Annotated in this window: 19 protein-coding genes; 7 read left to right on the top strand and 12 right to left on the bottom strand. The window is 69.6% G+C overall.

Annotation, left to right across the window (positions count from 1 at the left end):
• Window positions 1-15 precede the first annotated feature (15 nt).
• Window positions 16-597 (top strand): nucleotidyltransferase family protein, encoded by a 582-nt coding sequence (locus tag OG598_RS32965; RefSeq protein WP_328652424.1) that lies wholly within the window; start codon window positions 16-18, stop codon window positions 595-597.
• A gap of 47 nt (window positions 598-644) precedes the next feature.
• On the opposite strand, the gene OG598_RS32960 is transcribed toward OG598_RS32965, so the two are convergent.
• The 4 genes from OG598_RS32960 to OG598_RS32945 form a co-directional block, all read right to left on the bottom strand.
• A complete protein-coding gene (locus OG598_RS32960) occupies window positions 645-1,085 on the bottom strand; it encodes a PPOX class F420-dependent oxidoreductase (protein WP_328655501.1) in 441 nt (146 codons plus the stop codon).
• A 167-nt stretch (window positions 1,086-1,252) separates the two neighbouring features.
• Window positions 1,253-2,278 (bottom strand): aspartate-semialdehyde dehydrogenase, encoded by a 1,026-nt coding sequence (locus OG598_RS32955; protein ID WP_328652423.1) that lies wholly within the window; start codon window positions 2,276-2,278, stop codon window positions 1,253-1,255.
• A gap of 159 nt (window positions 2,279-2,437) precedes the next feature.
• Complete coding sequence (locus tag OG598_RS32950; RefSeq protein WP_328652422.1) at window positions 2,438-3,775, bottom strand: M16 family metallopeptidase; 1,338 nt, start codon at window positions 3,773-3,775, stop codon at window positions 2,438-2,440.
• Complete coding sequence (locus OG598_RS32945; RefSeq protein WP_328652421.1) at window positions 3,772-5,061, bottom strand: M16 family metallopeptidase; 1,290 nt, start codon at window positions 5,059-5,061, stop codon at window positions 3,772-3,774. The genes OG598_RS32950 and OG598_RS32945 overlap by 4 nt, the downstream gene beginning before the upstream one ends.
• 103 nt (window positions 5,062-5,164) lie before the next feature.
• Between OG598_RS32945 and OG598_RS32940 the strand changes: the two genes are divergently transcribed.
• On the top strand, window positions 5,165-5,914 hold the full coding sequence (locus tag OG598_RS32940; RefSeq protein ID WP_328652420.1) for a phosphodiesterase: 750 nt from the start codon (window positions 5,165-5,167) through the stop codon (window positions 5,912-5,914).
• On the opposite strand, the gene OG598_RS32935 is transcribed toward OG598_RS32940, so the two are convergent.
• Window positions 5,881-6,099, bottom strand: a complete 219-nt coding sequence (locus OG598_RS32935; protein WP_328652419.1) for a hypothetical protein — start codon at window positions 6,097-6,099, stop codon at window positions 5,881-5,883. The two genes, OG598_RS32940 and OG598_RS32935, sit on opposite strands and share 34 nt — an antisense overlap.
• 273 nt (window positions 6,100-6,372) lie before the next feature.
• Here OG598_RS32935 and OG598_RS32930 point away from each other — a divergent pair, with 273 nt between their 5' ends.
• From OG598_RS32930 to OG598_RS32920, 3 genes are all read left to right on the top strand, one after another.
• Complete coding sequence (locus OG598_RS32930; RefSeq protein WP_328652418.1) at window positions 6,373-7,467, top strand: 3-deoxy-7-phosphoheptulonate synthase; 1,095 nt, start codon at window positions 6,373-6,375, stop codon at window positions 7,465-7,467.
• A 285-nt stretch (window positions 7,468-7,752) separates the two neighbouring features.
• Window positions 7,753-7,986 carry a hypothetical protein gene (locus tag OG598_RS32925; protein ID WP_238410902.1) on the top strand — a complete coding sequence of 78 codons (234 nt, stop codon included), beginning with the start codon at window positions 7,753-7,755 and terminating at the stop codon, window positions 7,984-7,986.
• Window positions 7,987-8,035: 49 nt separating this feature from the next.
• Window positions 8,036-8,230 carry a hypothetical protein gene (locus tag OG598_RS32920; protein WP_091405645.1) on the top strand — a complete coding sequence of 65 codons (195 nt, stop codon included), beginning with the start codon at window positions 8,036-8,038 and terminating at the stop codon, window positions 8,228-8,230.
• 55 nt (window positions 8,231-8,285) lie between these two features.
• On the opposite strand, the gene OG598_RS32915 is transcribed toward OG598_RS32920, so the two are convergent.
• From OG598_RS32915 to OG598_RS32905, 3 genes are read right to left on the bottom strand one after another with little or no spacing between them, the layout of a single operon-like run.
• A complete protein-coding gene (locus OG598_RS32915) occupies window positions 8,286-8,828 on the bottom strand; it encodes a DUF1360 domain-containing protein (protein ID WP_328652417.1) in 543 nt (180 codons plus the stop codon).
• Between the two features lie 53 nt (window positions 8,829-8,881).
• Complete coding sequence (locus OG598_RS32910) at window positions 8,882-9,220, bottom strand: SRPBCC family protein (RefSeq protein ID WP_238678168.1); 339 nt, start codon at window positions 9,218-9,220, stop codon at window positions 8,882-8,884.
• Window positions 9,220-9,561 carry a DUF6158 family protein gene (locus OG598_RS32905; RefSeq protein WP_442931545.1) on the bottom strand — a complete coding sequence of 114 codons (342 nt, stop codon included), beginning with the start codon at window positions 9,559-9,561 and terminating at the stop codon, window positions 9,220-9,222. The genes OG598_RS32910 and OG598_RS32905 overlap by 1 nt, the downstream gene beginning before the upstream one ends.
• A 131-nt stretch (window positions 9,562-9,692) precedes the next feature.
• Between OG598_RS32905 and OG598_RS32900 the strand changes: the two genes are divergently transcribed.
• Complete coding sequence (locus OG598_RS32900; RefSeq protein WP_328652415.1) at window positions 9,693-10,115, top strand: hypothetical protein; 423 nt, start codon at window positions 9,693-9,695, stop codon at window positions 10,113-10,115.
• 25 nt (window positions 10,116-10,140) lie between these two features.
• Complete coding sequence (locus tag OG598_RS32895) at window positions 10,141-10,467, top strand: DUF3817 domain-containing protein (protein ID WP_328652414.1); 327 nt, start codon at window positions 10,141-10,143, stop codon at window positions 10,465-10,467.
• Window positions 10,468-10,699: 232 nt separating this feature from the next.
• Here the strand turns inward: OG598_RS32895 and OG598_RS32890 are convergent, their stop codons facing one another.
• The 4 genes from OG598_RS32890 to OG598_RS32875 all read right to left on the bottom strand — a co-directional run bounded on the left by OG598_RS32890 (window position 10,700) and on the right by OG598_RS32875 (window position 25,008).
• Window positions 10,700-11,137 (bottom strand): DUF3592 domain-containing protein, encoded by a 438-nt coding sequence (locus tag OG598_RS32890; protein ID WP_328652413.1) that lies wholly within the window; start codon window positions 11,135-11,137, stop codon window positions 10,700-10,702.
• 154 nt (window positions 11,138-11,291) lie between these two features.
• Window positions 11,292-17,591, bottom strand: coding sequence for an RHS repeat-associated core domain-containing protein (locus tag OG598_RS32885; protein ID WP_328652412.1), 6,300 nt, complete (start codon window positions 17,589-17,591; stop codon window positions 11,292-11,294).
• Between the two features lie 240 nt (window positions 17,592-17,831).
• Window positions 17,832-24,221 (bottom strand): carboxypeptidase regulatory-like domain-containing protein, encoded by a 6,390-nt coding sequence (locus tag OG598_RS32880; RefSeq protein WP_328652411.1) that lies wholly within the window; start codon window positions 24,219-24,221, stop codon window positions 17,832-17,834.
• 265 nt (window positions 24,222-24,486) lie between these two features.
• A complete protein-coding gene (locus tag OG598_RS32875; RefSeq protein WP_328652410.1) occupies window positions 24,487-25,008 on the bottom strand; it encodes a DUF6232 family protein in 522 nt (173 codons plus the stop codon).
• Between the last annotated feature and the right edge of the window lie 172 nt (window positions 25,009-25,180).

Genomic DNA, 25,180 nt, shown 5'->3' with positions numbered 1-25,180 from the left:
GCCTACCGTGGGCGGATGATGACGGGCGAGGAGGAGCTGCGGGACCTGATCGCCGGCAGCGGTTGGCTGACCCGGGCGCTGACAGTGGTGCGTGATTCCGAGCTGCCGGACGCCTGGATCGGCGCGGGCGCCCTGCGCGACCTGGTCTGGGGCGAGCGGTACGGCGACGGGTTCGACCCGGCTCGGGTCCGCGACGTGGACGTGGTCTTCTTCGACCCGGCGAAGCTGACCCGCGCCGACGACGACGGGGCCACCGCCCGGCTGGTGGGGATGTGGCCGCAGCCGCCCTGGCAGGCACGCAACCAGGCCGCGGTGCACACCTGGTACGCGGCGACGTTCGGCGGCGACCCGATCGAGCCGTACCGCAGCGTGGCCGAGGCGGTCGCCACCTGGCCGGAGTACGCGACGGCGGTGGCCGTTCGCCTGGACCCGGCCGGTCGGCTCAAGGTCTGCGCCCCGTACGGCCTGACGGATCTGCTGGCCGGGGTGTGGCGGCACAACCCGGCCCGGGTGGACGTGGCCCGTTCGCGGCAGCGGTTGGCCAGGCACCGGCCGGCGCAGCGTTGGCCCGGCGTGACGGTGATCGAGCCGGGCTGATCGGCTGGGGGCGGGTCAGCCTCGGGGCGGGTCAGCCTCGGGGCGGGTCAGCCTCGGGGCGGCATCCCGTAGAGCCGCTCGACGTGCAGGCGTAGCACGATCCGTCCCTCGTCGACCATGGCCTGGCGGTACTCGTCCCAGTCGGGGTGTTCGCCGCTCAGCCCCCGGTAGAGCGCCACCAACTCCTCGACGGTCGCGTCGCCGAGTTCGGTGGCCGGCGGGGTCAGTTCGGCGCGACCCTCGACCACCGCGTACGCCCAGCCGTCCTCGCTGCTGACGTGGAAGCTGGCACGCGGGTCGCGACGCAGGTTGGCGGTCTTGGCGCGGCCGTCGGTGACCGAGACCCGGATCAGGCCCGCTTCCCTGTCGAAGGAGTAGAGCACCGTGGACAGCTGCGGACGCCCGTCCCGCTTGATGGTGGCGAGCACGCCCATCGAGCGGCCGGCCACCAGATCCGTCAACGCCTGCTGGGTGCGGTCATCCGGCATGGTGTCCTCCAGGTTGGACGATCGTCTCCGACCCATCCAAGCACGACCTGCCAGCCGCCGCGGGCGACCACCCGGGAACGGCAGGGCGACCACCGGAACGGCACCGAGCCCTCGCCGACGGACGGCGAGGGCTCGGTGAGAGTTCGGTGTGTCGGCGACCGCGCCGGTCAGCGGCGCTCGGCGGCGACCAGCTCGGCGAGTTGCACAGCGTTCAGCGCGGCGCCCTTGCGCAGGTTGTCGTTGGAGCAGAACAGCGCCAGCCCGTACTCGACGGTCTCGTCGGCGCGGATCCGACCCACGTAGGTCGGGTCCTGGCCGGCGGCCTGCAACGGCGTCGGGACGTCGGTCAGTGCCACCCCGGGCGCGTCGGCCAGCAGTTCGTGGGCGCGCTGCGGGGTGAGCGGCCGGGCGAACCGGGCGTTGATCTGGAGCGAGTGCCCGGTGAAGACCGGCACCCGGACACAGGTGCCGGAGACCTTCAAGTCGGGGATCTCCAGGATCTTGCGGCTCTCGTTGCGCAGCTTCTGCTCCTCGTCGGTCTCGAACGAGCCGTCGTCGACGATCGAACCGGCCAGCGGGAGGACGTTGAAGGCGATCGGCTGGCTGAACGAGCGGGGCGCGGGGAACTCCACTGCCGACCCGTCGAAGGCCAGCCCGGCAGCGTGCTCGGCCACCTTGCGGACCTGCTCGTCCAGCTCGGCGACGCCGGCCAGCCCGGCGCCGGAGACCGCCTGGTAGGTGGAGACGACCAGGCCGACCAGGCCGGCCTCGGCGTGCAACGGACGCAGCACCGGCATCGCGGCCATCGTGGTGCAGTTCGGGTTGGCGATGATGCCCTTGGGTCGGTCCAGGGCGGCGTGCGGGTTGACCTCGGCGACCACCAGCGGCACCTGCGGGTCCATCCGGAACGCCGACGAGTTGTCGATCACCACGGCGCCGGCCTCGGCGACCCGGGGCGCCAACTCGCGAGCGGTGCCCTTCCCGGCCGAGAAGAGCACGATGTCCAGCTCGGAATAGTCAGCGGTCGCGGCGTCCTCGACTGTCACCTCGCCGTCGCGCCACGGCAGCGTACGCCCGGCGGACCGCGCCGAGGCGAACAACCGCACCTGCTCCGCTGGGAACTCCCGCTCCGCCAGCACCTGCCGCATCACGCCACCGACCTGGCCGGTGGCCCCCACAATGCCGATCCTCATGCCCGCGAGGCTACCGACCCCAACCCCGAAACCGGGACCCCTTTCCCACCCCCCGGGTCCACCTCACACCCCGCCCTACAGCTGTCGATCAAGAGGTTTGCGTCAGGAACCGTGCTCCGGATGACGCAAACCTCTTGATCAACGGCGTTCGTCCGGGGGTCAGGGGAGGAGATCTCCTAGGGCGGCGGCCTCCAGGTCGCCGCGGATCACTGCGGCGTCGCCCTCGATGACCAGGGTGAGAGCTTCCGGGTGCAGGTGGGTGGCTGCCGCCGCGGAGACCTGGTCCACGTCGGCGGAGAGCAGCGACTCGCGCAACCGCGCGTGGTAGTCGTCCGGCAGGTCGTGCACCACCAGGGTGGTCAGCGCGGAGGCGATCGCCCGAGGGCTCTGCAACTCGACCGAGAGCTGCCCGGCCCGCCAGGAGCGGGCCACCTCCAGCTCGTCCTCGGTCACCCCGGTGGCCTGGGTACGGGTGATCTCGCCCACCGCCTCGACCAGGGCCGGCGCGGTGACCGCCGTCTGCACGCCGGAACTGACAGCGAACCGACCGAACCGCCGCGACGCGGCGAAGTCGCCCCGGATGCCGTAGGTGTAGCCGTGCACCTCCCGCAGCAGGTGGTTGAGTCGGGAGGTGAACGCCCCGCCGAGAACCGTGCCGGCGAGCGTCATCGGCACGTGGTCGGGGTGCGCCCGGTGTGGTGACGGGTGGCCCAGCCGCAGCGTGGACTGCACCGAGCCGGGCCGGTCCACCAGGATGATCCGCCGACCGCTGTGCAGCGGCACCTCGATGGGGCCACCCCGCTCGGCGGGGCCACCACCGGTGCCGGCGAACGCCGCGGCGGCCAGCGTGTCCAGGTCGATCCGGTCCAGGTCACCGGCGACGATCAGGGTGCCGGGGCGCAGGAACCACTCCGAGTGGAAAACGGTCACGTCCTCCACGTCCAACCCGGCGACCGACTCCGGGTCGCCGTGCATGGGCCGTCCCCAGCGGTTCTGCGCGCCGAACAGGTCGGCGCGCAGCGCGGCGTCGGCGCGCGGGCCGGGGTTGGCCCAGTCCATCCGGAGCGCGGTCGCCTCGTCGTCGCGGACCCGGCGTACGTCGGCGGGATCGAGCCTGGGCGTCCGGACCGCCTCGGCGAGCAGTTCCACTGCCGCGCTCAGCCGGTCCACCGGGATCACCACGCTGGCCTGGAACGAGTCCCAGTCCAGACCGGTCGACAGAGCGGTGCCGAGCCCTTCGACGGCGAGCGCGTACGCGGCGGCGTCCCGCTGAGCGGTCCCCTCCTCCAACGCCTTGGCCAGCACGCCGGACAGGCCCTCCTTGCCGACCGGCTCCTGGCCCGCGCCCACGTCGAGCAACAGGAGGGCCACGGCGAGGTTCTGCCCCGGCAGGTGCGCGGCGACGACCTGACCACCGGCCGCGGCGCGGCGGACCACCGGCGGGAACCGGTACGGGCGGGCGGCGCCCGGGCCGGGACGGTCGGCGATGAGCGTCATGAGGTCTCCTCGGGCAGGTAGGTCAGGGTCACCCGGTCGGTGGCGAGCACGTCGGCGGCGGCCTCGGCGATCTGCTCGGCGGTGACGGCGAGCAGGGCCGGCAACTGCTCGGCGATGCGGGCCGGGTCACCGAACTGCGTGGTGTACCGGCCGAGCAGGTCCGCGCGGCCGTCGACGGTGGAGAGCTGACGCCACCAACCGGTGCTGAGCAACGCCTTGGCGCGATCCAGCTCGGCGGCGGTCACCGGCACTGTGGCCAGCTCGTCGACGACCTCGGCCAGCCCTTCGGCCAGCCGCTCGGCGCTCACTCCGGGGCGGGCGGTGGCGGTGGCGATCAGCGGTGCCGGGGCGTGTGCGAGGTCCACCCCGTACGCCCCGACCAGGTCCGGTTGCGCGATCCGCTCCCCGTCAGCGAGGCGCTGGTAGAGCCGGCTGCCCCGACCGCTGCCCAGGATGGTGGCGAGCACGGTGATCACGTTGTATCCCGGGCTGCCGAACGGGTAGCTGCGGTGGGCGATGTAGACCCGTGGCGCCGGCACGTCGGCGCTCACCGACTCGACGGCCGTCTGCCCGGTGGCGGGGACGTCGCGGCCGTCCGGTGCCGGCGGGATGTCGTCGCGGGCGGGCAGCGCGCCGAAATACTTGTCGGCGAGCGCGAACACGTCGGAGGCGGTGGCGTCGCCGACCACTGTGAGCACCGCGTTGTTCGGCGCGTAGTAGGTCTGGTGGAACGCCTGGAAGGTGGCCAGGTCGGCGGCGTTCAGGTCGGCCATCGAGCCGATCGTCGCGTGGTGGTAGGGGTGCCCCGGCGGGTAGAGCAGCGGCAGCAACCGCAGCCAGGCGTCGCCGTACGGCACGTTCTCGTAGCGCTGCCGGCGCTCGTTCTTCACCACGTCCCGCTGGTTGTCCAGCGTCTCCTGGGTGAGGGCGGGGACCAGACCGCCCATCCGGTCGGCCTCCAACCAGAGCGCCAGCTCCAGGTGCTCGGCCGGGACCGTCTCGAAATAGTTGGTCCGGTCCGGGTTGGTGGTGGCGTTGAGCGAGCCGCCGGAGCCCTGAATCAGCTTCATGTGCTCGGTCTTCGCCACGTTCACCGAGCCCTCGAACATCAGGTGCTCGAAGAGGTGGGCGAACCCGGTCTGCCCGGCCGGCTCGTGCCGGGAGCCGACGTCGTACCAGAGGTTGACGGCCACGGCGGGCGCGGTGCGATCCTCACTCACCACCACGCGCAGGCCGTTGTCCAGTCGGGACGTCTGAATGGGCCAGGGGTAACCGCTGTCGGGCATGCCCCCGACGCTATCCGATCTCGAAGGCGGAAAGGTGACGTGTGGTCGGTCGGCGAGCCGACCCGGGCGGCATCGGAGCCGCCGCGTGGGGTACCGGAGAGCAATGACCGTCACCCCGCCTCCGTCCCGGTCCGCCGGCCGGGCCGCCACCGCCGTCGAACGCGCCAGCACCGCTCTCGGCCGGCTGCGCCGAGGCCGGTTGCTGCATCCGGCCGGTCGCTCGTTCGTCGGCGAGACGGTGATCTGGGGTACGCCCGGACCGCCCACCGGGGTCGCTCTGCTGGACCACTCCGGCCGGTACCGGACCACCGTCCGGCTCTCCAAGGGGACGCCCACGCCCGGTAGTTGGCCCGACGTCCTGGGCCTCGCACTGCGCCTGCACCGCGACGCTGCCCGGCCGTTCGACCTGCTGGTCAGCTCCAGCGGCGCGGCCCCGGTGCTGCGGAACCTGCCGCTGGCCCGACGCCGCTTCTCCGGCACGTACAGCACGATCACGTGTTACCGCGCGGGTCGGCGCCGCCTCTGGCTGGCCGCGCTGGCCGACCCCGACTCGGCCGACCTCGGTCGCAGCCTGGCCACGGCGGTCGCCGCGACCCGGACGGACACCCCGCGCCTGGTGCTCGCTGTCGCGTCTGCGGTGGGGCCGTGGCGGCTGGTCGGGCAGGTGAGTCTCGGTGCCCAGCTCAGCGCCGAGGAGGACGCGGCGCTCGCGTTCGACCCGGTGCGCAACCTGCCACCCGAACTGCGGGTGGCAGGTCCGCTGGCCTGGCTGCGCGACCAGACCTACCGGGGGTCGCGCCGGGCCCGTGGGGCGACCGCTCAGTCCGGCGGTTCGACAGCCACCACTGTCTGATCCGAGGTACGACGCTCCAGCACCGTGTCCGGTGCGGCGTTCTGGTCCGCCTCGCGGATGTCCGAGTCGGCGAGGATGGCCTCCGCCTGCGCCTCCGGGTCGTCGCTGCCCACCGCCTTCTCCTCGGGCAGGAGGTGGTGCGCGCGGGATTCCACCCGCTCCTGATCGCTCTGCTCGTGTGTCATGGCACCCCTGTTACCCCGACCGCCCCGCCGGCACGCGATCTTCGCCCCGCATCTTGGGACGACAGGACGGTTGACCGCGTCCGGTCGGGTACGCTGGCCCGGTGACGCGTTCCTATCGATGGTTTAGGCAGCCGGCTCGCACGCCGGTGACTTCACCATGAACTGACGTCACCACGGACCGAGCCGGCTGGGCAGGAGCTGTCGTTCCTGCCCTTTTGCGTACGAGCAGCCGGCTCGTCCCGGGCACCGGCCCCGGGCACGGTCGGCGGAAGGATGCCCACCGTGACGACCCCGGAGACCGATCGGGTCAGCGATCAGCGGATCGACCGTGTCGTGCCGCTGACCACGCCCGCCCTGCTGCACCACGAGTTGCCCCTGGACGCCCCGCTCGCGTCGGCCGTGTTGACCGGCCGCCGCGCGGTCGGTCGCGTGCTGGACCGCGAGGACGACCGCCTGCTGGTGGTGGTCGGTCCCTGCTCGGTGCACGACCCGGCCGCCGCCCTGGACTACGCGCAGCGTCTTCGGACGGCAGCCGACCGGCTCGCCGACGACCTGCTGATCGTCATGCGGGTCTACTTCGAGAAGCCGCGCTCCACTGTCGGTTGGAAGGGCCTGATCAACGACCCCGGTCTGGACGGCAGCGGGGACGTCAACACCGGTCTGCGGCTGGCCCGGGCGCTGCTGCTCGACGTGCTCCGCCTCGGCCTGCCGGTGGGTTGCGAGTTCCTCGACCCGATCACCCCGCAGTACATCGCGGACACGGTGGCCTGGGGCGCGATCGGTGCCCGCACCGTGGAGAGCCAGGTGCACCGCCAGCTCGCCTCCGGCCTGTCCATGCCGATCGGCATGAAGAACCGCCCGGACGGCAGCATCGGCACGGCAGTGGACGCGATCCGCGCCGCCGGCGTGCCGCACGTCTTCCCCGGCATCGACTTCTCCGGCACCCCGGCGATCATGCACACCCGGGGCAACACCGACGGGCACCTGGTGTTGCGCGGTGGGGGCGGCCGGCCCAACTACGACGCCGAGTCGGTCGCCGGGGCACTCGATCTGCTCCGTGCCGCCGGCCTGCCGGAGCGGCTGGTGATCGACGCCAGTCACGCCAACAGCGGCAAGGACCACCGCAACCAGCCGCTGGTCGCCGCGGACGTGGCCGCCCAACTGGCCGGCGGCCAGCGTGGGATCACCGGCGTGATGCTGGAGTCCTTCCTGCTGCCCGGCCGGCAGGAGCTCGACCCGACCCGGGAGCTGGAGTACGGCCGGTCGGTCACCGACGCCTGCCTGGGCTGGGACGACACCGCCGAGGTGCTCGACCACCTCGCCTCGGCCGTGCGGGCCCGTCGGGCCACACTGCCGACGACGGTGTGACCGCCGACACCACTACCCGCGGAACACGAACGGGGGTCGGCTCGTTGACTGGGGTGTCGGTGTGTCCAGTGTCCCCGGGCCTCACCTAAATAGCCTTCGCGGAATACCGTCCGGCTGGAGCCGCGTAGTGCCACTCGCCGAGAGGCGACCTGCACACCGACACCAGCGCCGCCCCCGGCCCACAAGGCCGGGGGCGGCGCTGTCTGTACCGCCTCATGCGGAAGCGGACAGCGGTTGGTCACCCGCGCCGACAGCGTGACGTTTGACCGATTCCGCCCCGGGTAGCTGATCGACGTGACCGACGACGCATCCGTGGCCGACGAGCCGGACACCCAGGCCCTCGACGACCTGCTCGACGACATCTTCCGGGCGCAGGAGCGGGTCACCCAGGCGGAGATCTATCGCCGGGCGGTGGCCGCCGAGCTTCCACCGGACCTACTCGCCCGCATCGACGCGCTTCCCGAGGGCGAGTACGCGGTGGACGAGGCCAGCGACCTGCTGGGCGGTTCCATCGGTTGAGCGACCTGGGCGGCACCATCGCGCGAACGACCGCAGGAGGGACACCGACATGACGCACCACGAGGACCACGACGAGAAGGTGCCGGCGCTGGGTCAGCCCCCGAAGGGCAGGGACACCACGCCCGAGCCGGACTTCGCCAACGAGCACGACCGTACGGCGGTGGATCGGGACATCATCACCGGGGCGGACGAGGACGAACGGGAGCCGGAGTCGCCGCACGGTTGGTCCGGCATGCAACGTTGAGGCGTACGCGAAAGGGGGGCCGGTGTCTGCCGGCCCCCCTTTCGCGTTTTGGTCGTCAGTCGTCGTCGCGGTGCCCGCCCTCGGCGGCCTGCTGCGCCGTCGCGTACGCCATCTGGAGGAAGTCGGACGCGGCGACCGCCGTCAGCGCGGTGGCCACCAGGCGGGTGAGCCGGGGTGCGAGCACCAGGCCACCGGTCAGCCCGGTGGCCACCCAGACCGCCAGGCAGAACGGGCAGCTCAGCAGTTCGCCGATGGCGTGCCGGGTGGGGCTGCCCGAGTCGCGGACCTGCTCCATCACTTCGCCGCTGCCGATCGGACGGTCGTAGCGGGTGAACGGCGCCCGCAACGGGCTGGTCACCGCGTCCTTGGACAGCAACCGGCTCAGCTTGTGCGTGGCGATGGAGAGCAGCACCACGTCGGACGGCGCGGGACGTTCCGGCACGGGCCGGCCGGTCGCCTTGACGAGCCCGGCGAGAGCCCCGGTCACCCCGGCGTAGGCGCCCATCGCCACCAGGTAGCCGCCGAGCGGCCGGTGCTCGTGTGGCGCGTACGCCCGGCGCAGCCGGGCCGCCTTCTGTCGCAGGCCAGTGTCGCTCACCCGATCTCCTCAACTGTCGTGGTGGTGCGGGAATGGCGTCCCGCGCGGCCGGCTCAGCCGGCCTGGAGGTTGTCGGCGACCTCGCGTGCCAGGTTGGTGAGCGCCTCGTCGGCCAACTGGTCCGGACCGGGCCCGCCGGACCCGTCGGCCAGGTCGAGCTGGATCCGGGCACCGCCGGAATCCGCCGGCTCCACCCGGATCTCGGCGGACCAGTCGTCGGCGTCGCCGTCGCCCCAGCGAGCGCGCAACTCCTCGCCGCTGATCTCCGCGGCGGGGCTGCCGTCGCCGCGCAGCGGCTCCGGCAGCCAGGCCGAGGCACGGTCGGGGTCGGTGGCAGTGCTGAAGACCACCTCGGGTGGCGCGGACATTCCGCGCACGGCGCGCGCCGGCATCACGCGTCCCGCAGGCGGCTGGGATCGACCTCGCGACCCGGGTGGCGGGCCAGGTACTCGGTCTCCAGCTCCGCCGTGCGCCGTAGGTGGTTCGCGAGTGCGGAGTCCGCCGCGTGCCGCAGGGTGTCCAGGCGGGTCCGGTGCAGGCTGTGCATCTCGCGGATCAGGTCCTCGTCGGTCAGCTCCGTCGGGTCGATGCCGAGCAGGTCGCCGTCGAGGCCGGGAGCGCCGGCCGGGTCGGCGAGCTGATCGCCGCCCCACTCGGGCACCCGCTGCTCCGGGCTCATATCCGCACTGCCGCTGGACGCAAAGCCGTCCTCACGTACCGATCCGGTCATGATCGCCCCCCTTGATCTCGTTTGGGCTGGCGTCTAGACGATTGCCCAGGCGCGGTGATGCCAAACCACGCCGGCGAGGCGACGACTACGACACGGTGTCGGAGACCGGTAGCGCCCCCGGTACCCTCAATGTCATGAGGCGGCTCTGGACCCCGGCGTGGATCGCACGCCACGTGGCCATGGTCGTGCTGGTCGTGGGCTTCCTGGGGCTGGGCTGGTGGCAGATCAGCCGGGCCGCCGCCGGCAACAGCCTGAGCTGGGGGTACGCGGTCGAGTGGCCGATCTTCGCCGGCTTCGTGGTCTACGTCTGGTGGCGTGAGGTGAAGCTGGCCCGCCGCAAGGCGGCGGAGGCTGACGCGCCGCCTGCGGATCCGGCCGTCGAGCCGGCGCCGGCGGTCACCACCGGGTCCCGACCGGGGGTACGCCGCCCGGTGCGGGTGTCCCGGGTGCCGGCCACCGGCGACGTCGTCGAGGACACCGACCTGGCCGCCTACAACCACTACCTGTCATGGTTGAACGCCAATCCGGGCGCCCGGCCCGGTGACTATCCCGGCTGAGCCGGGCTCGGAAGGACGGACGAAGGTGGGCGCTGCCCTTACCCGGTACCGCGTGATCGCCTGGATCGTGGGCGTGGTGCTGATCCTGCTGGTCGTGATCGGCATGCCGCTGAAGTACGCGTTCGACAACCCGGTCGTCGTGGAGACGATCGGGCCGGCGCACGGTTTCCTTTACATGATCTACCTGGTGGCTGCGTTCGACCTGAGCCGCCGAGCCGACTGGCCGCTGAAGCGGATGCTGCTGGTGATGCTGGCCGGCACGGTGCCGTTCGTCTCGTTCTACGCCGAGCGCCGGGTCAGCGGGTGGCTGACCCGGCCGGCGGAGCGCACGCCGGAGACGGTCGCCGGCTGAGGAGGGCGGCGGTCAGCGGGCACGGCGGGCGATCAGCCACCCCGCCACCGCCAGAGCAGCGCCGACTGCGGCCAGGGCGATCGAGTCGGTCAGCAGGCCCACCAGGACCAGCACCGCCCCTGCGACAGACACGATGAACGCCTTGGGGTTGCGAGCGGCTGGCGGCCGCCAGCCGCTCTGCCTGACCTGTCGCGCCATTGGTTTCCTCTCTCGACGGGGCCCCGAAACTGGCTCAGGCCCAGCTGTCCTTGTCCTTCAGCACCACGAACAGCAGACCGGCCCCGATGACGGTCAACACCAGACCGATCGGAATCAGCGTCCAGGACATGAGGAACGACAGTGAACCGTTCGTGTGTCCGTTCTCGGCCACGAATCGTTCCGGGTCGGCGGGGTCGACCCGGATCGTCACCTGCGGCCCCGGCGTGCTGTGACAACCCGTCAGGCCAGCGCAGGGGATCCACTTCTCGTACTGCACCCCGTCGAACAAATAATTGATCTCGATACGGTCGATTCCGCTGCCTCGGCCACCGCCGCCAGAGCGGTCGGAGATGGTAGCCGTGGTCGGCACGCCAGCGCTCTGCAACCGATCAGCCTCGGACGAGACGTGCCACCGGAAACCGAGCGAGCCCCCGAGCAGGGCAATGCCTGCCAGCAGGAAGGCACCGGCCATCAGGCCGACCTTGAATCGGACCCGCCCGGCGCCGCTGCCGCGCGTACCAACGCCAACTCGCTGCTTTCCCATCCACGCCTCCCTATCGAGGGACTCACGATAGCCCGGCCGGGGCCGCCACGACCCCGACCGGGCCTCGACTACTGACCGCAGTTCACCACTTCAGCGGATCGGTGAACGGAATGTCCTGCTGCCACGGTGCGATGCCGCCGGGTGCCGATACCCCCCACCAGCCGAGTTGTCCGGCAGTCCGACCTCCGCCCGCCAGCATCGCATTGCCGTCCCAGGTGCCGCCCGGCTTGAACTGCTGTCCCCAGGTCTGGCTGTAGTCCTGGGTAGGGTTGCGTGCGCTGCGTGGAGCATGGACTGTCGCCCCGGAGCGGGTGGTCTTGAAGAGCCGCACACCCGGGATCTTGGATGAGGCATAGTCGATCGCCATTCCGGCGAACATCCGTTCGACGTTGTCCTGGGTCCAACCGCTCTTCGACGACTGGACGTCCAGAGCCCGACCGCCGAGGGCGACGGCGAGGCCGGCCGCACCGGCGACCGCACAGACCCCCGCGGTGGCGACGATGCAGACGCCCACGCCGATCGTACCGACGGTGCCGGTAACCCAGTCGCGGTTGCCCCGCCACCACTTCTTGGCGCCCTCACCACCGCTGAACAGACACTTGAAGTCGCGGAACTTGCACGTCGGCCCGTCCAGCTCACCCTCGGGCTTCGCCGGCACCGGCACTGTCGGGCAGGCCGGCGTCGTCGGGATCTGCACCCTGGGCTTCGGACTACTGGCCGGGCCAGCCACCGGCCCGGAGAAGTTGAGTGCCACCCGCCAGACGTTCACCACCACGCGGGCTACCAGCCAAACGCCGGGTAGGCCGGCGTATTGCATCGGGATCCAGTACGCCGTGCCGCCGACCCCACCCAGACACTGCGATCCGCCGTAGCGGCAGAACAGGTAGTAGTCAGCCCGGAAGTGGTAGCGGTAACCACCCTTTGTGCTGGTCCAACGATCACTGCCGACGTACATCCAGCTGCCGCCCGGCTCCCGCCCGCTCGGATCGGAGTGGGTGATGGGGCTGTTACCCGAGTAGGCGTATCCGTTCATCTGCTCCGGAGCGTCCTCGTTGAACACCGGGTCGACGCTGACGAAGCGGCCAACCAGCGGGTCGTACTCGCGCATCCCGAGGTGGACAAGGCCAGTATTGTCGACCGTCCCGCCCACGAAGCCCTTGCTGTTCGGCCAGGCCGGCTGACCGCCGCGCGGGGTGCCGTAGGGGGTCTGTCGACGTACGGTGAACTGCTGGTCGCTCTCCTTCACCGAGACCTGGGCGGTGCCCTGGTGGTCGCTTGCCAGCCAGACCAGGCCGGCGGTGGTACGTGAGGCCACTGCCTGTCCCGCGAAGGTGTAGTAGCGCGTGCAGGTCCGGCTCTGGTCGGAGGTCCGGTACCGCAGTTCCTGGCCCGCGAGGTACAGCGTCTTGCCGGTCGGGTCCTTGCGGATCAATCTGTTGCCGTCCGCGTCGTAGACGTAGCTCGTGGTGCCGGTGCTGTCGGTGCTGGTGGCGAGCATCCCCTCTGGGTCCCAGGTCAGGGACTGTTTTCCTGCCGTCGGCGTCGGCCGCGTCAGGGTGTTGCCCGCCTCGTCGTACGTATAGGCGGCCGTCTCGGTGACAACACCATTGACCTTGGTGCTGGTGCCGTTCAGCGCGTGCGGCAGGGACCCGCCGCCGGCCGGGTATCCGTAGGTGTAGCTGGTCGTCCGCTCACCGTTGGGCGCGGCACGATCGATCTCCGTCAGCCGACGACCGGCCGCGTCGATGTCCCATTTCAGCCAGTACTTCGCGGGACCGCCGAGCGCGGCCAGCGTCGGTGCGGCGGCGCAGTCGCCGTTCGACGGCGTCCACGCCTCAGCCAACTGCCCGCGGAAGTCGTGGCTGAAGCACTGGTGATCCGCCCCGCCGACCGCGGCCAGGTCGGACATCTTCTTGATGTTGCCGACCTCGTCGTAGCTGTAACGGACATCGGTGATGGTGTGCGGCGCGACCGAGTCCCGGTCGGTCCGACTACCGGTCAACCGTCCGGTCTCGAGTTCGTAGGTGAAGGAGCGGAAGAACCGTGACCCGGTCTCCGAGAAGAGGCCGGTGTACATCTCGTACTGATCGACTTTGCCGAGGGCGTTGTAGTCCGTGTCCGCCACGTAGCTGGACTCCGGTTGCGCGCCGTAGAGCGTGGTCAGCCGCTTCGGCAGACCAGTGACCGGATCATAGTGGTTGGACAGCGTCTCGGCTGGCAGGTCGCCGGTCTGGGGATAGGCCGAGGACGCGACGCTGCCGTCCACGTTGTAGGTGTAGTTGAAGTTGTAGGTGCCGTCGAGCCCAGTCTCCGAGGTGGGGATGATCACCTGCGTTCCCGTGGGCTGGTAACCGTCCGTGTAACCAATGACCTTCACCTGATACGCAGCGGAACCGACCATCCGCGTGCTCTGTGAGAGCTGCCCCTTGGCCAGGGTGTCGTAGATCCACGCCGCCCGCTGCGACCCGCCGACCTGGTTCTCGTAGGTGGCCCGTTTACGACCCAGCGGGTCGTACAGGTGCACGAGCTTCTGGTTGCGGGCGTCGGTACTTGAGGTGACCCGGTCGGCGTTGTCGTAGGTCATGGTCGTCGAGCCCTTGTCCGGGTCGTTCCGACTCACTTGACGGCCGCGCGCGTCGTACCCGAACGTCCAGTGGTTACCGGCCGGGTCGGTCACCCGGTCCAACTGACCCTTGGCGTCGTATCGGTACCACGTCGACTCGTAACTGCCGACGGGCGTGGAGCCACGGAACTGTCGCAGCTCCACGGTGCGCCCCAGCGCGTCGCCGACCTTGGAGGTAACCGTTCCTCCGGACGGCGGCGTGGTGTCGACCCGGTCGCCGGCGTAGTAGGTGCGGGTGCGGTAACGCTCGGACCCGTACGGCTGGAAGATCGATGCGATCGCTCGGCCGGCGCCGTCGTACTCCGTGCGCATCTGGCTCGGCACGAACGCCTTCTCGGTGGCGGTGACCAGGGTCGTACCCGGCGTGCCGGAAGCATGGTAGGCGCTGTACGACGTCGCCTCCCTGCCGGCGGTGTCGTAGAACGTGTCGGTCAACAGCCGCCCTCCTGATGGAGAGGCCGCCTGGGTCTGTCGTTTGCGCAACAACCCGTCGTACAGCTCGTAGGCGGTGACCTGATTACCGGCGGGATTGACCGCGCGGGTCGTGATCACGGACGGGGCATCGGCTCGGATCAGGTACTCGTAGCTGGTGTTTGCCGACTGCGTCGCTTTGTTCCGGCCCGGCTTCCAGACGCCGGTGAGCCGACCGAGTCCGTCGTAACCTAGTTGGGTCACCTTGCCGTTGGCGTCGGTGACCTTTGTGGCCAGCCCCCACCCCGGCTCCTGTTCGCTGGTCGTGGTGTGACCGAGTGGGTTGGTCACCACCATCTGGGTCAGTGGACCACCGCTTGTCGGCGTGTAGGCCGTGGTGGACCGGAAGTCCATCGCGTCCCAGGTCTCGGTGACCCGGCCGTACGGGTCGAACGCCGCCCGGGACACGGTCACGAACGACGGGACACCCGCGGTCCAGGCCGACATCTCCTCGTTCCGGCTGACCTCACCCCGCGTCGGCGCGACACCGTGAGCGTTGCCGTCGTATGAGATCCGGTCGACCGAGATGACCTTGTCCGCGGTGAGGGTGGTCGGGTTGGTGGCATCGGCGCAGCCGACCGCGTAGGTGGACCGGGTGTGCGGGCTACCGATCAGCCAGTTCGTCGTGTTGTTCGCGTACTCGGTCTTCACACACTGCTCGTCGCCAGTCTTGGCGGTGTCACCCCGGTCGTCCACCCGAGTCGGCAACCCGTCGCCGTCGAAGGTGGTGTACTGCGAGGTGACCCGCTCGCCGCGCCCGGCGTCCAGGGTCACCCGGTTGTGCCGTCCGGAGACGTCTACGAATCTCGCTTGGACAAGGTCGCCGTTGATGGTTCGGGAGGCGGTGGCGGCGGACTGCCACGGCTCGCTGACCTCCCGGGAGATCACCGCGCCGCCGGGACCGTTGTACGTGGTCTTCTCCCGCTCCATGCCAGCGTAGGCGTCCTCGTCGTTCACCGTCGGCACACCGGTCCCCGTCACCGGTACGCTCCGGGTCCCGGTCGGCTGCTTGTCGCCGTGCATGCCGCGGAAGTACTTCGTCTCGACGTAGGTCTGCTCGCCCGGGTCGCCGACCGTGACGCCGACCCTCTCGTAGCCCCGCCACACCGACCAGGTCTTGTCCTTCTTCCCGATCAGCCCGTCGTCGTCGGCGTAGTGCCAGGCCGGGTCGCCGAGGTAGCTGTACGAGTAGGCGGTCCGCGGGCTGCCGTTCGGCGGTACGCCACCGGTGTGGTCGATCTCGTAGATGGTGGTCACCACGTACTTGTGGAACCAGTCGGTGACCGGGTTGGTGTAGCCCTCCGGTGTCCAGCGGACCGGGAAGCAGCGCATCGTGTTGTTGTGCGGGGCACTGGGCATCCGGGACCCGGCGATGCAGTCCGGCTTGGAGTAGGTGACGTTCACCGTGCCACCGCTCTCGCTGCGGATCGCCGCGAGACGCATCCAGTTCATCGCGGCCGAGTGGTCGATGGTGTCCACCCGGTTGCTGAGCTGCGTCTCGGTGAACTCGATTGCCGGTACCGAGGCCGTGGTGCCGACCAGGCCCTCGTGGGAGATCTTCTTCAGGAACAGACCCGCCCTGGTGCCGTCACCCGGGTCGGGGAACGTGTGGGTGAGGGTCCATCGCTCCACGTTGCGGTAGGCGCTACCGTCGCGGACCTGTGTGGTCACCGCCGACAGCCGCTTCTTGGACCAGAAGGTGGGCGCACCGACCAGGCAGGAGTCGCCGGTGCACTCCTGGTCCCAGGGGGTGTCGGGCCAGTGGGCGGCATCGTGCTTGGAGCAGTCGTTCAGGCACCGGTCCGCCGCGGCGAAGTCGACCCGCATCGGTGCGGCCACGCCACGATAGAGCGAGTCGGTGCGGACACCGCCGACCGTGGTGCGGTTGTCGGTGCCGTACTCGATCCGGGTCAGATAGCCGCCCCGCGTGTAGGAGGCCACGTCGTCCGCGGTGTTGTTGCGGGCGTATCCGTTGGACTCCTTCGCGTACCAGAGCGACATGGTGTTGCCATGCGGATCGACGACGTAGTCCAGGTTCCACCGCCATGCCTGCATGCAGTCTGAGGCGGCGAAGGTGGAGCCCCGGCAGGGTTCATCGGGGTCGTTACCGAAGACCGGGACCGTCCAGGTGGAGTTGGTCACCGCCTTGTCGGTGGTCCAACCGGCCAGCTTCTGCCGACCGAACCAGTACTGGGTGCCGTTGGTGGTGGTGACCTTCCAGTGCTCACCGTCGTTGTCACCGTTGCCGTACGAGGTTCCACCGACGATGCGCTCGGCCCGAGTGCCGTCGTCCCGGCGCGGGTGCCAGTATCCGTCGGTGGCGTTGTAGATCAGCTCACCACCCGCGCCGCCCAACGAGAGCGTCGCGTTGTTGGTCTCCCAGCACAGGTCACCGGTCTTGCTCCCATTGTTGTTGTCGGCGCCATCCATGTCCTGCCCGCAGGACCGGTAACGCCGTTCGATGAAGTCACCGGGAACGAACTCGAACCCCTCCCCCACCCAGGATGGCTGGTTGTTGGAGGCCGCGTGCCGGCCGTCGACGCTCTGCGCGGAGTAGGACAGCTTCATCTCCGGGGTCGGCCCGTTCAGCCCTGGGGGGTTGCGCATCGGGTAGGACCAGGTGAAGTCGCCGGAGCTGGTACCGGCCGACCATGTCGCCGAAGGCGAGAGACTGGTGGCGCCGTAGTCACCGGCCGCACCGGAGGTGCCGGCGGTCAGGGCGAACAGGCTTCCCTGCGCCGCCAGGTCGAGGCTGCCCTTCTCCGTCGTCCGAGGCTCGACCGGAACGGAGGCAGTCGCCGTACGCGTGGCGAGGTCGTTGCGAGTCGGCAGGACGGTGCCGGCACACTCCGGACGCCCCGGTGTGCTGAGGGCACAGGCCGGCAGGGAGACCAGGCGTAGCCGGCTCGCCCAGTCGGCACCGTAGGCGGTGGCGAATGCCCGGTAGTCGACGCCGAGTTCGACGGTGCCCCGGTCGGCGGCGCCGTCGACCCGGGCGACCCGGATCAGGAGTCCTCGGATCCGCGCCTGCTCGGCGGCCCGCTGGTCGAGCACACTGACCCGGACCCGGCTCGGCACCGAGCTGGCACCGCGCGCGGAGGCCTCGGGGCGGTTCACCCGCACCGGCAGCGCCCCGGCTCGGGCGGGCGAAGCCACTCTGCCCTGCGTCGTTGCCGTGGGCAGGTCGACCTCGGCGGTGCCCGCGGACGGCCATTGGGGGGCCGGTTGCGCGGCCGCCTCCGGCACGGCCGCCTTGGCCGCCACCTTGCCGGCGGACACGGTACCCACAGGTACCGGTTTGACCGTCGCCGCCTTCGGTGCGGTGAAGGGTTCCGGTGCCGATGCTCGGGCTGGCGGTACGAACAACGTCGTGGCAGTTAACGTCACCACCAGAAGCATCACCACGAGCGTCCTGGTTCGGCTGGGTTTGGACGACGACACGAACAGGTAAGTGGACAGGCTCGACTGCACCGGGTTACCTCCGAGAGGGGTCCGAGGAGCGACGGCAGTGGGCAGAACCGGCTGTGGTCAGGAAGTTGGTGGATTGATCCGTAGGCCAAGGCCGGCACGGAGTACCGGTTGCCGGTGTGTGTACTGAAGGGCTGCTGTGCCGTCGGCACCCTCGAGGCCGATGGTCGCCGCACCACCGCGCTCCACGAACGTCCCGTCGAGATCGGCGTAGACGAAGCTGTATCCGCCCGCCTCGTCGAAGATCAGCTGGAAGGTGACCCGAATGTTGGGGTCCTCGTAGGAGGACACGTTGCGCCACTCGATGACGAACTGCCGGCTCGGTGCCGCACCTCGGAGCGCGGTCCGCACGCTGGCCGAGGAGTCGACCACCCAGTCGTGCCAGAACGGGTAGATGCCGTTGGGCGGGCTGCCCGCCGACGGGATCGGATAGGGGTACGGGGACGGCGCCTCCGGGTTGGCGAAGCTGACCAGCCCGTTGGTGTCCACCCAGGCCGAGCTGACCGACTGCCCGTACAGCGTGACGGGGAACGGCAGGTCGACTCGTGTGTCCCGGTCGTCACCGGTGAGGGACAGGACCGTGCCGTCGGCGGGGGTGTACGTGATCGGTTGTTCGGCGATGGTGTAGCCGGCACCGGCCGGAGTTGCCCCCACTGCGAAGTTGACGACCCGACTGGTACCAGCACCGACGGTGGCGTGCTGCACCGAGGAGCCGCGGCAGGTGCCGGTGGGGCTGGTGGCGATCACCGCATACGAGCCACTGGGAACGCTCGTGACCTGGTAACTGCCCGTGGCTGAGGTGACGGCGGTCTTCCCGCCGACCGCCACGGTCACGTCAGCCACCGGTGCTCCCTGGCAACTGACCGTGCCGGTCACCGTACCCAGTCCTGGTGGGCTGGGCCGGAAGGTGACGCCCTGGCCGCTGGTCAGCCGCGCCTCCCGGTGCAGGTACTGGAAGGCCACGTTGCCGGCGGCGTTCTCGATGCCGATGGTCGCCTGACCTCCACGTTCCCGGGCGTCAGCAGGGTCGATGTCGGCGTAGGCCAGTGAAATGTCGCCGTTCTCGTTGAAGATGACCTCGAACGACGCGCGATACGCCTTGTTTCCGGAGCGGTACACGTTCCGCCATTCGACCACCCATTGCCGGTTTGGCGCCGCGCCACTGAGCTTCGTGGCGATCGCGCTTGAGGCGTCGACCCCCCAGTCGTCGAAGAACGCGTACACGGCGTTGTCGATCGTCCCGCCCAGCTCGTCGTACGGCAGAGGGGTTGGCATTGGCGTGTCGGTGTCGATGCCTTCGAGGCTGCTGAAGCTGATCAAGCCGTTGGAGCTGATCCAGGCGGAGGTGTGGGTCTCCCCATAGAGCTTGATCGGGAATGGCGCGGTCTTCTGCCAGACCTTGTCGTCGCCGCGCCACGTCTCCACCACGTCACCGGGGATGAAGGTGACCGGTCCGGCTTCACAGGAGTAGCCGAACTCGTCGCCGTTGGACATCACCGAAAGGTCGAGGTCCTGGACGCCACCGCCGGGATGGTTGACGAACTGGCGGGCGTACTGCCCGACGCACCGGTTGTCGGCGCCGACCGCGGCCACCACCTGCTCTCCGATGGGCACGTTGGCGAACTGGTAGCCGCCATCCGCCGCGGTGACAGTCGTGCGTCCTCCCGGGTCGAGGGTGACGGTGGCGCCGGCAATCGGCTCACCCGTTCCGGCGGTCGTCAGGGTGCCGCTGATCGAGCCCGGCGGCGCCGGAGTGAAGGTGATGGACCCGTTGCTGACGGCCGCCGGCTCCATGAAGGAGTAGAGCTCCGCGACGGCGCCGGAGGCACTCTCGATGCCGATGGTGGCGCTGGAGCCCTTCTGAACGAGGTTGGTGAGAGTGCCGTAGTGGAAGGAGATCCGACCGTCTTCGTGCAGCATCGCCTCGAAGCTGACGCTGTAGGTCGCGGTGAACGTCTGCAGCACCATGCTGGACCACTCGACGACATAGGTCCGGTTTGGTGCGGTACCGATGGTCTTGGTGCGGATCGCGCTGCTGGGTCCCATGCCGAGCTGGTCGTCCCAGAACGGGGCGATTATCGCGTTCGGCGCGTCGGCCCTCGGCATGTTGGGGTTGATGATCGTGATCGGAGCTGCGTCGAAACTGATCAGCCCGTTCTCGTCCACCCAGCCCGTGGTGTAGGTCTTTCCGTGCAGAGTGAACGGGAACGGCAGGGTCACCTGCGATGTGCCGTTGGTCAAAGCCAGCGGCGTGTCAGCGGTGACATGGCCGGACGCACCGACGGCGCAGGCGTAGCCGAGACTGCCGTAGTCGACGGTGAGTTGCAGCGCTCGTACCGTGTCCTCGGTCAGGTCGACCTGACTCTCCACCGACGGGCCACACCGATTGTGTTGCGCCGCCGTGATGGTGTAACTGTCGGCCACCACGCTCCTGAAGCGCCATGCCCCGTCCGCACCGGTCGTGGTGGCCAGACCGGTCGGATCCAGGGTGACAGTCGCGCCGATCACCGGGTTGCCCGACGGGTCGACAAGGGTGCCGGAAAGCTCATGCTTGGCCAACGGCTCAGCCGTTGACGGAACGGCGAAGGTGATCGCCTGACCGGTGGCCAGTGCCGGAGTCGCGGCTGAATACACCAGGCCGTCGTCGCCAGCGGGTGCTTCCATCCCCACCACCGCGTTGGCCCCACGTTCAGCGTCGTTGTCGAGCTGGTCGTAGTTGGTGGTGACGGTCCCGTCGGCGGCCAACAGGACCTGGAAGGAGATCCGCTGCGCGGTCGACGACTTCCGATGCACGTTTCGCCATTCGATGACGAACTGTTCGCCGGCACCAGTCCCCACCGTCCCCGTGCGTACGCTCGCCGAGGCATCGACAACCAGGTCGTCCCAGAACGGAGCAAGCAACCCGTTGGGATCGGCCATGGCAGGCAGAGCGCCCCCGGTGTACGGGTGGGATCCACCCGGGTCGGTGAAGGAGACGAGACCGTTGGTGTCCACCCAGGCGCTTCGGTACGCGTGGCGATAGAACGGGAACACAAAGGGCAGTGCCACTTCACCGACCGCATCGTCGCCGGTCAACGTCAACACGGTGTCGGCGGCGATGAACGGTTTCGCCGACGTGCCGCAGGTGTGCCCCTCGTCGTCCCGATACTTCTGCATCAGGAGATCGACACCGAGCCCCTGGCCGTCGATCTCCCACGGACCGCTGGTGCCGGTCAGCCCGCAACGGCCGCCGAACGAGCCGACGAGGGTGTAGACCCCGGGCGGGAAGCCGGCGAGGCTGAACCCACCTTCGGGGCCACTGGTCGTCTGCACCCCACCTGGTTCCAGCCGCACCGTGGCGCCGGCCAGCGGCAGCCAGTTGTCGTCGTAGACGGTGCCGTAGACGAACGCCGTGACCTTGACGGTGAACGACGCCTGGGATGTTCCTCCGAGTCGGCCACCGTCGTCCTGGGCTGCCACGTAGATCAGGCGCTCACCCGTGACGGCACCGACGCTGACGTTGACCGTGGCGGTCCCCCCGGCGACTGTCGCATTCACCGTGCTGCCCAACGCGGTGTCGCCCACGCTGTACCGGAACTTCGTGACGTTGGTGTCGCCACCAGCGTTGAACGTGACCTGGAGCTGCCCTCCGGCCGTCACCTCGGTGCCGTTGGGGAATGACACCACCGGCTGCAAGGGCACGGCCAACTCGGCAAGCTTGGTCGGGGTCTCGACGAGGTTGTAGACCCGGATGTCATCGACGGCGCCGGTGAAGAGGCCGTCGTCGGCGCCGTTCCACCTGCGCTTGCCGACGGTTATCGAGCCGGTGGCGTGGAAGCCGCCGACCAGCGTCGTCGTCGCGGTCTGAGCCACCCCGTCGACATAGAGAGTCATCTTCTTCGTGGCACCGTCGTAGGTCGCCGCGACGTGAGTCCACTTCCCCGCGGTGGCCGCCGAGTTGGACAGGACATGATGCAGCGCGGTGTCGATGGTGTCCGAGGCCGACATGGTGAATCGCCACCGCTGGCTCGCGCCGGAGTAGCCCAGACTGTAGGCGTGCGTCTGAGTGCCGTTGGCACTGAGCACGGCCTGGTAGCCGGCGGTCGGCACGGTCGGCAGCCGAACCCAGGCCGCCACCGTGAAACTTCCGTCGGTACGCACCGGGATGGCCGCGCCCGTGTCCGGGTTCGGGGTCACCACCGTTCCCGTGAGCGCACCCGTCGTGCTGCCGTTGAGACTGAGCGCGGTGCCGACACCGGCTCGACCCGGCGTCCGGGTTCCCGTTGGAGCCAGGGTGAGTGTGTTGCCGTGCCCGGTAGCGTCGGCGGCCGTGTTTCCGGTCTCGTCGAATGTCCAACGGGCCGCCGGACCAGATCCGGCCCGTACGGAGAACGTGTAGGTCGCCGGTATGAGCGAGTACCGACCGGAGTGGTCCCGGGACCAGACGCGCAGGGTGTTCACCCCGTCGTGCAACGGCATGACGCTGATCGAGGCACTGAAGTCCGACCGGGCCGGCACGTTCGGCGCCGCGGTGAGCACGCCCGAGTCAAGGGTCCAGGCGTATTCCTTCACCTCGTACGGACGCTGCGTCGGCGGCGCCACGGTGAACACACCCGCTACGCCGACCCCACCGCGCGGCGTACCGTCGCTGCTGTAGGTGGTCGAGGTGAGGCCGCCGGGTTCCTTCGGCGGTGTGGCGTCCACTGTGAACTCGCACGTGCCAGACCAGTCGCCGTAGACCGAGCCGTCCCAGGTACGCGCCTGCCACACATAGGTGGTGCCATCCACCAACCTGCCGGCCGGAATCTGCTTCGACACCGCCGACGGGTTGCCCGACGCCTGGGAGACCTTGTTGGTCTCGTTGCGCGAGCCGCCGAGCGGCCACCAGTAGAACCACGTCGTCAGGGACTGCTGCGAGCTGTCCGGGTCGGACTGCCTGACCGACAGGTACGGGGTGGTGTTCAACACGTACGGTCGGGAGTTGCCGACGGCGCAGGGCTTACCGTCCGACTGGTGTCCTGACGGTGGGCTGGGTTTGGTGTTGTAGGTGATGGACAGCTTCGGCGTCGAGTGCTTGAACCGCTTCCACTGGTTCTTGGTGCCCTCGTCGACCGCCCGGAGCCCCACCGTCAGGTCGGCCAAGCCGCTCTTCGCAGCCCGGTCGACCATTCGGGTGACGTCGAACTCGATCGTCCCGGTCCCCAGACAGCCGTGTGCCGCACCAATCTTGCGGTTCGCCGCCGTCTGAGCGGTGTAGTTACTGTCCCAAATCGGCTGGTTGTTCCAGGTCGTGGAGGATGAGATGCTCCCGGTGAGCCAGAGCTTCGCGTTGGACTTTGGGTTGCAGGTCCAGGAGTGGAGTTGCTCGATCCGGAACTCCGCCTTGCTGATGATCTTGCCTTTGACCGCGCTGGTGTTCATCCGAAACAGGGATCGGATGATGTGGTCTGCGCATCCGTCACAGTCCTCGGTACGACCTGCCCCGGCAGCGCCGTAGGTGGACGCCCGCTGGAGGGCGGTGGAGTTCTGCCAGAACGAGCTTGTCTTGTGCTTGCTCCACACCGATGTCCAGGCGTTGCTGGCTATCCCCCCGGTCCACGACGGGTCGATGTAGATGGGCAGCTTGGTCCGCGGATCGTCCAGCATCGCCCGATCCGGCACGATGGTCAGGGAGTCGCGGCTGACCTTCACCGGCATCACCGCGCGCCGGGCCACCCCGGCAGTGCCGGCGGGCGCGTCGGTCGATCGGGCACCTTGGCCAGCGAGGTCCGGCTCCGCGCCGGCGACCGTGGCGTCCCACATCAGCGGGGCGGGCGCACTGAAGACGTTCTGGCCGCCGGCGTCGCGGGCCGCCAGACCACCGCCGGGCGCCGGACTGACCGTCACCCCTTTGCCCGCCAGACCGAAGCGCAGGGATCTGAGCTTCGGGTTGGCCGCTGCCTTCCGGGTGTGCACCACCAACACCTCGGAGAAGCCGAGGGCGCCGGCCGTCACCCGCAGGTCGACCTCGGGCAGCACATTCCGGTAGATGGCGGTGGACCCGTCAAGCACCGGCGCGGGCAACCGCCCGGGCCAGGACATCGTCAACTCGCGGGCACCGTCGCGGAGCCGAGCCAGCGGCGCGCTCTCGCCTCCTGGGGAGAAGACCATCGGGAGCACCGACGCCCTGGGGGCGAGTCCCTCCGAGGTCGCCTTGAGGACGGTGTCCACTGGCACCCAGGAGTCACCCTTGCGTACCCGCACCGGCTCGACGCCCTGCTCCAGCGTGAGCGATCCGTCGGGGTTGAGGAACGTCTGGGCGTACTCGGTGCGCTCAGACAGAATCTCCACCTGCCGGCCGCAGGTGGCGAGCATCGCACGGGCGCTCTTGGCGTTCGGTTGGACGTCGACGCAGGCAGCGGCGGGCGTGGGCGCGGCTGATTGGGCCGGAGCGGCAGGTGAGACGAGCACCGAGGCCGGCAGCAATGCCATGACCAATAGCGCCGAACTGCGATGACGAATGCCCCAAAAGGGCGTGCGACGCCCACCATGAACGACCATTAACAGCCCCCGTGTTGATCGATCCGCCTCCGCGGCGCGCTCAACATACTGAGCCGATACTCAGTTATCAATATTCAAGATCAGTGAGTTCACGCCTGGTGCGTCAACGGCCGAATTACGGCCGGCTGGGGCGTAAGGGTCTGCACTGCACAGACTGGTCGGCCCGCCAGGGGCCCCCTGGGCCGGTCGCGCCGAGTCAGCGGTTGGGCCGCCACGGGTCCGCTTCGGCGAGCGGGTCGACCCAACTGCCGTAGCGGTTGACCTCCCGGGCCCGCAGCAGCGACCGGGTGACCTGGCCGAACTGCCGTTCGTCGTCGGCGCTGAAGAGCAGCACCTCCGAACCTTGGTACCACCCCCACAGCTCGTGCGGCGGTGGGCGCCAGCGGTCGCCGACCAGGGCGAGAGCGGCCGGGAGCAGGAACACCGCGCCGAGGATCAGGTACGCCCCGGCGGTGAGGCGGTGCAGACCGCCGGTGAAGCCGAGGAGCACCCCCACACCGCCGAGCATGCTGGCGGTGATGGCCACGGCCCGGACGGCGATCCGGTCGTGCGGACCCCGGGTGGTACGCAGATGGGTCAGGTCGACGATCCGGTAGCTGTTCCGACCGACAGTGAACCGGTCGACGGTCACGATGATGCCGGGCCGCGCGTAGAGCAGGGTCGACCGGGCGCCCGGCACCGTTCGCGGCGGTCGCGTCTTTGCGCCTTCACGATTCACGGTTCCTCCCGAAGGGGACGGTTGGCCGAGTGGACCCGTTGGCGACAGTCATCGCTGCCTGTCGACGGGATTCCCGGCTCCGGACTTCATTGTGTTGGGGCGCCGCCAGTCGACCTGGGCATTTACCGGGTCCCGACAGCTCGCCACGACCGGGTGACATCGCCGAGAAACA

The organism is Micromonospora sp. NBC_00330 (assembly GCF_036136635.1).
Lineage (GTDB): Bacteria > Actinomycetota > Actinomycetes > Mycobacteriales > Micromonosporaceae > Micromonospora > Micromonospora salmantinae.
Note: the sequence above shows the minus strand (reverse complement) of the source record. Positions and strands in the feature narration are given on the sequence as shown.

What these genes read in the sequence shown, in the direction of transcription:
- OG598_RS32965 (WP_328652424.1), top strand. Translation starts at nt 16, where the DNA reads ATGATGACGGGCGAGGAGGAGCTGCGGGACCTGATCGCCGGCAGCGGT.
- OG598_RS32960 (WP_328655501.1), bottom strand. Translation starts at nt 1,085, where the DNA reads ATGCCGGATGACCGCACCCAGCAGGCGTTGACGGATCTGGTGGCCGGC.
- OG598_RS32955 (WP_328652423.1), bottom strand. Translation starts at nt 2,278, where the DNA reads ATGAGGATCGGCATTGTGGGGGCCACCGGCCAGGTCGGTGGCGTGATG.
- OG598_RS32950 (WP_328652422.1), bottom strand. Translation starts at nt 3,775, where the DNA reads ATGACGCTCATCGCCGACCGTCCCGGCCCGGGCGCCGCCCGCCCGTAC.
- OG598_RS32945 (WP_328652421.1), bottom strand. Translation starts at nt 5,061, where the DNA reads ATGCCCGACAGCGGTTACCCCTGGCCCATTCAGACGTCCCGACTGGAC.
- OG598_RS32940 (WP_328652420.1), top strand. Translation starts at nt 5,165, where the DNA reads ATGACCGTCACCCCGCCTCCGTCCCGGTCCGCCGGCCGGGCCGCCACC.
- OG598_RS32935 (WP_328652419.1), bottom strand. Translation starts at nt 6,099, where the DNA reads ATGACACACGAGCAGAGCGATCAGGAGCGGGTGGAATCCCGCGCGCAC.
- OG598_RS32930 (WP_328652418.1), top strand. Translation starts at nt 6,373, where the DNA reads ATGCCCACCGTGACGACCCCGGAGACCGATCGGGTCAGCGATCAGCGG.
- OG598_RS32920 (WP_091405645.1), top strand. Translation starts at nt 8,036, where the DNA reads ATGACGCACCACGAGGACCACGACGAGAAGGTGCCGGCGCTGGGTCAG.
- OG598_RS32910 (WP_238678168.1), bottom strand. Translation starts at nt 9,220, where the DNA reads ATGCCGGCGCGCGCCGTGCGCGGAATGTCCGCGCCACCCGAGGTGGTC.
- OG598_RS32900 (WP_328652415.1), top strand. Translation starts at nt 9,693, where the DNA reads ATGAGGCGGCTCTGGACCCCGGCGTGGATCGCACGCCACGTGGCCATG.
- OG598_RS32890 (WP_328652413.1), bottom strand. Translation starts at nt 11,137, where the DNA reads ATGGCCGGTGCCTTCCTGCTGGCAGGCATTGCCCTGCTCGGGGGCTCG.
- OG598_RS32880 (WP_328652411.1), bottom strand. Translation starts at nt 24,221, where the DNA reads ATGGCATTGCTGCCGGCCTCGGTGCTCGTCTCACCTGCCGCTCCGGCC.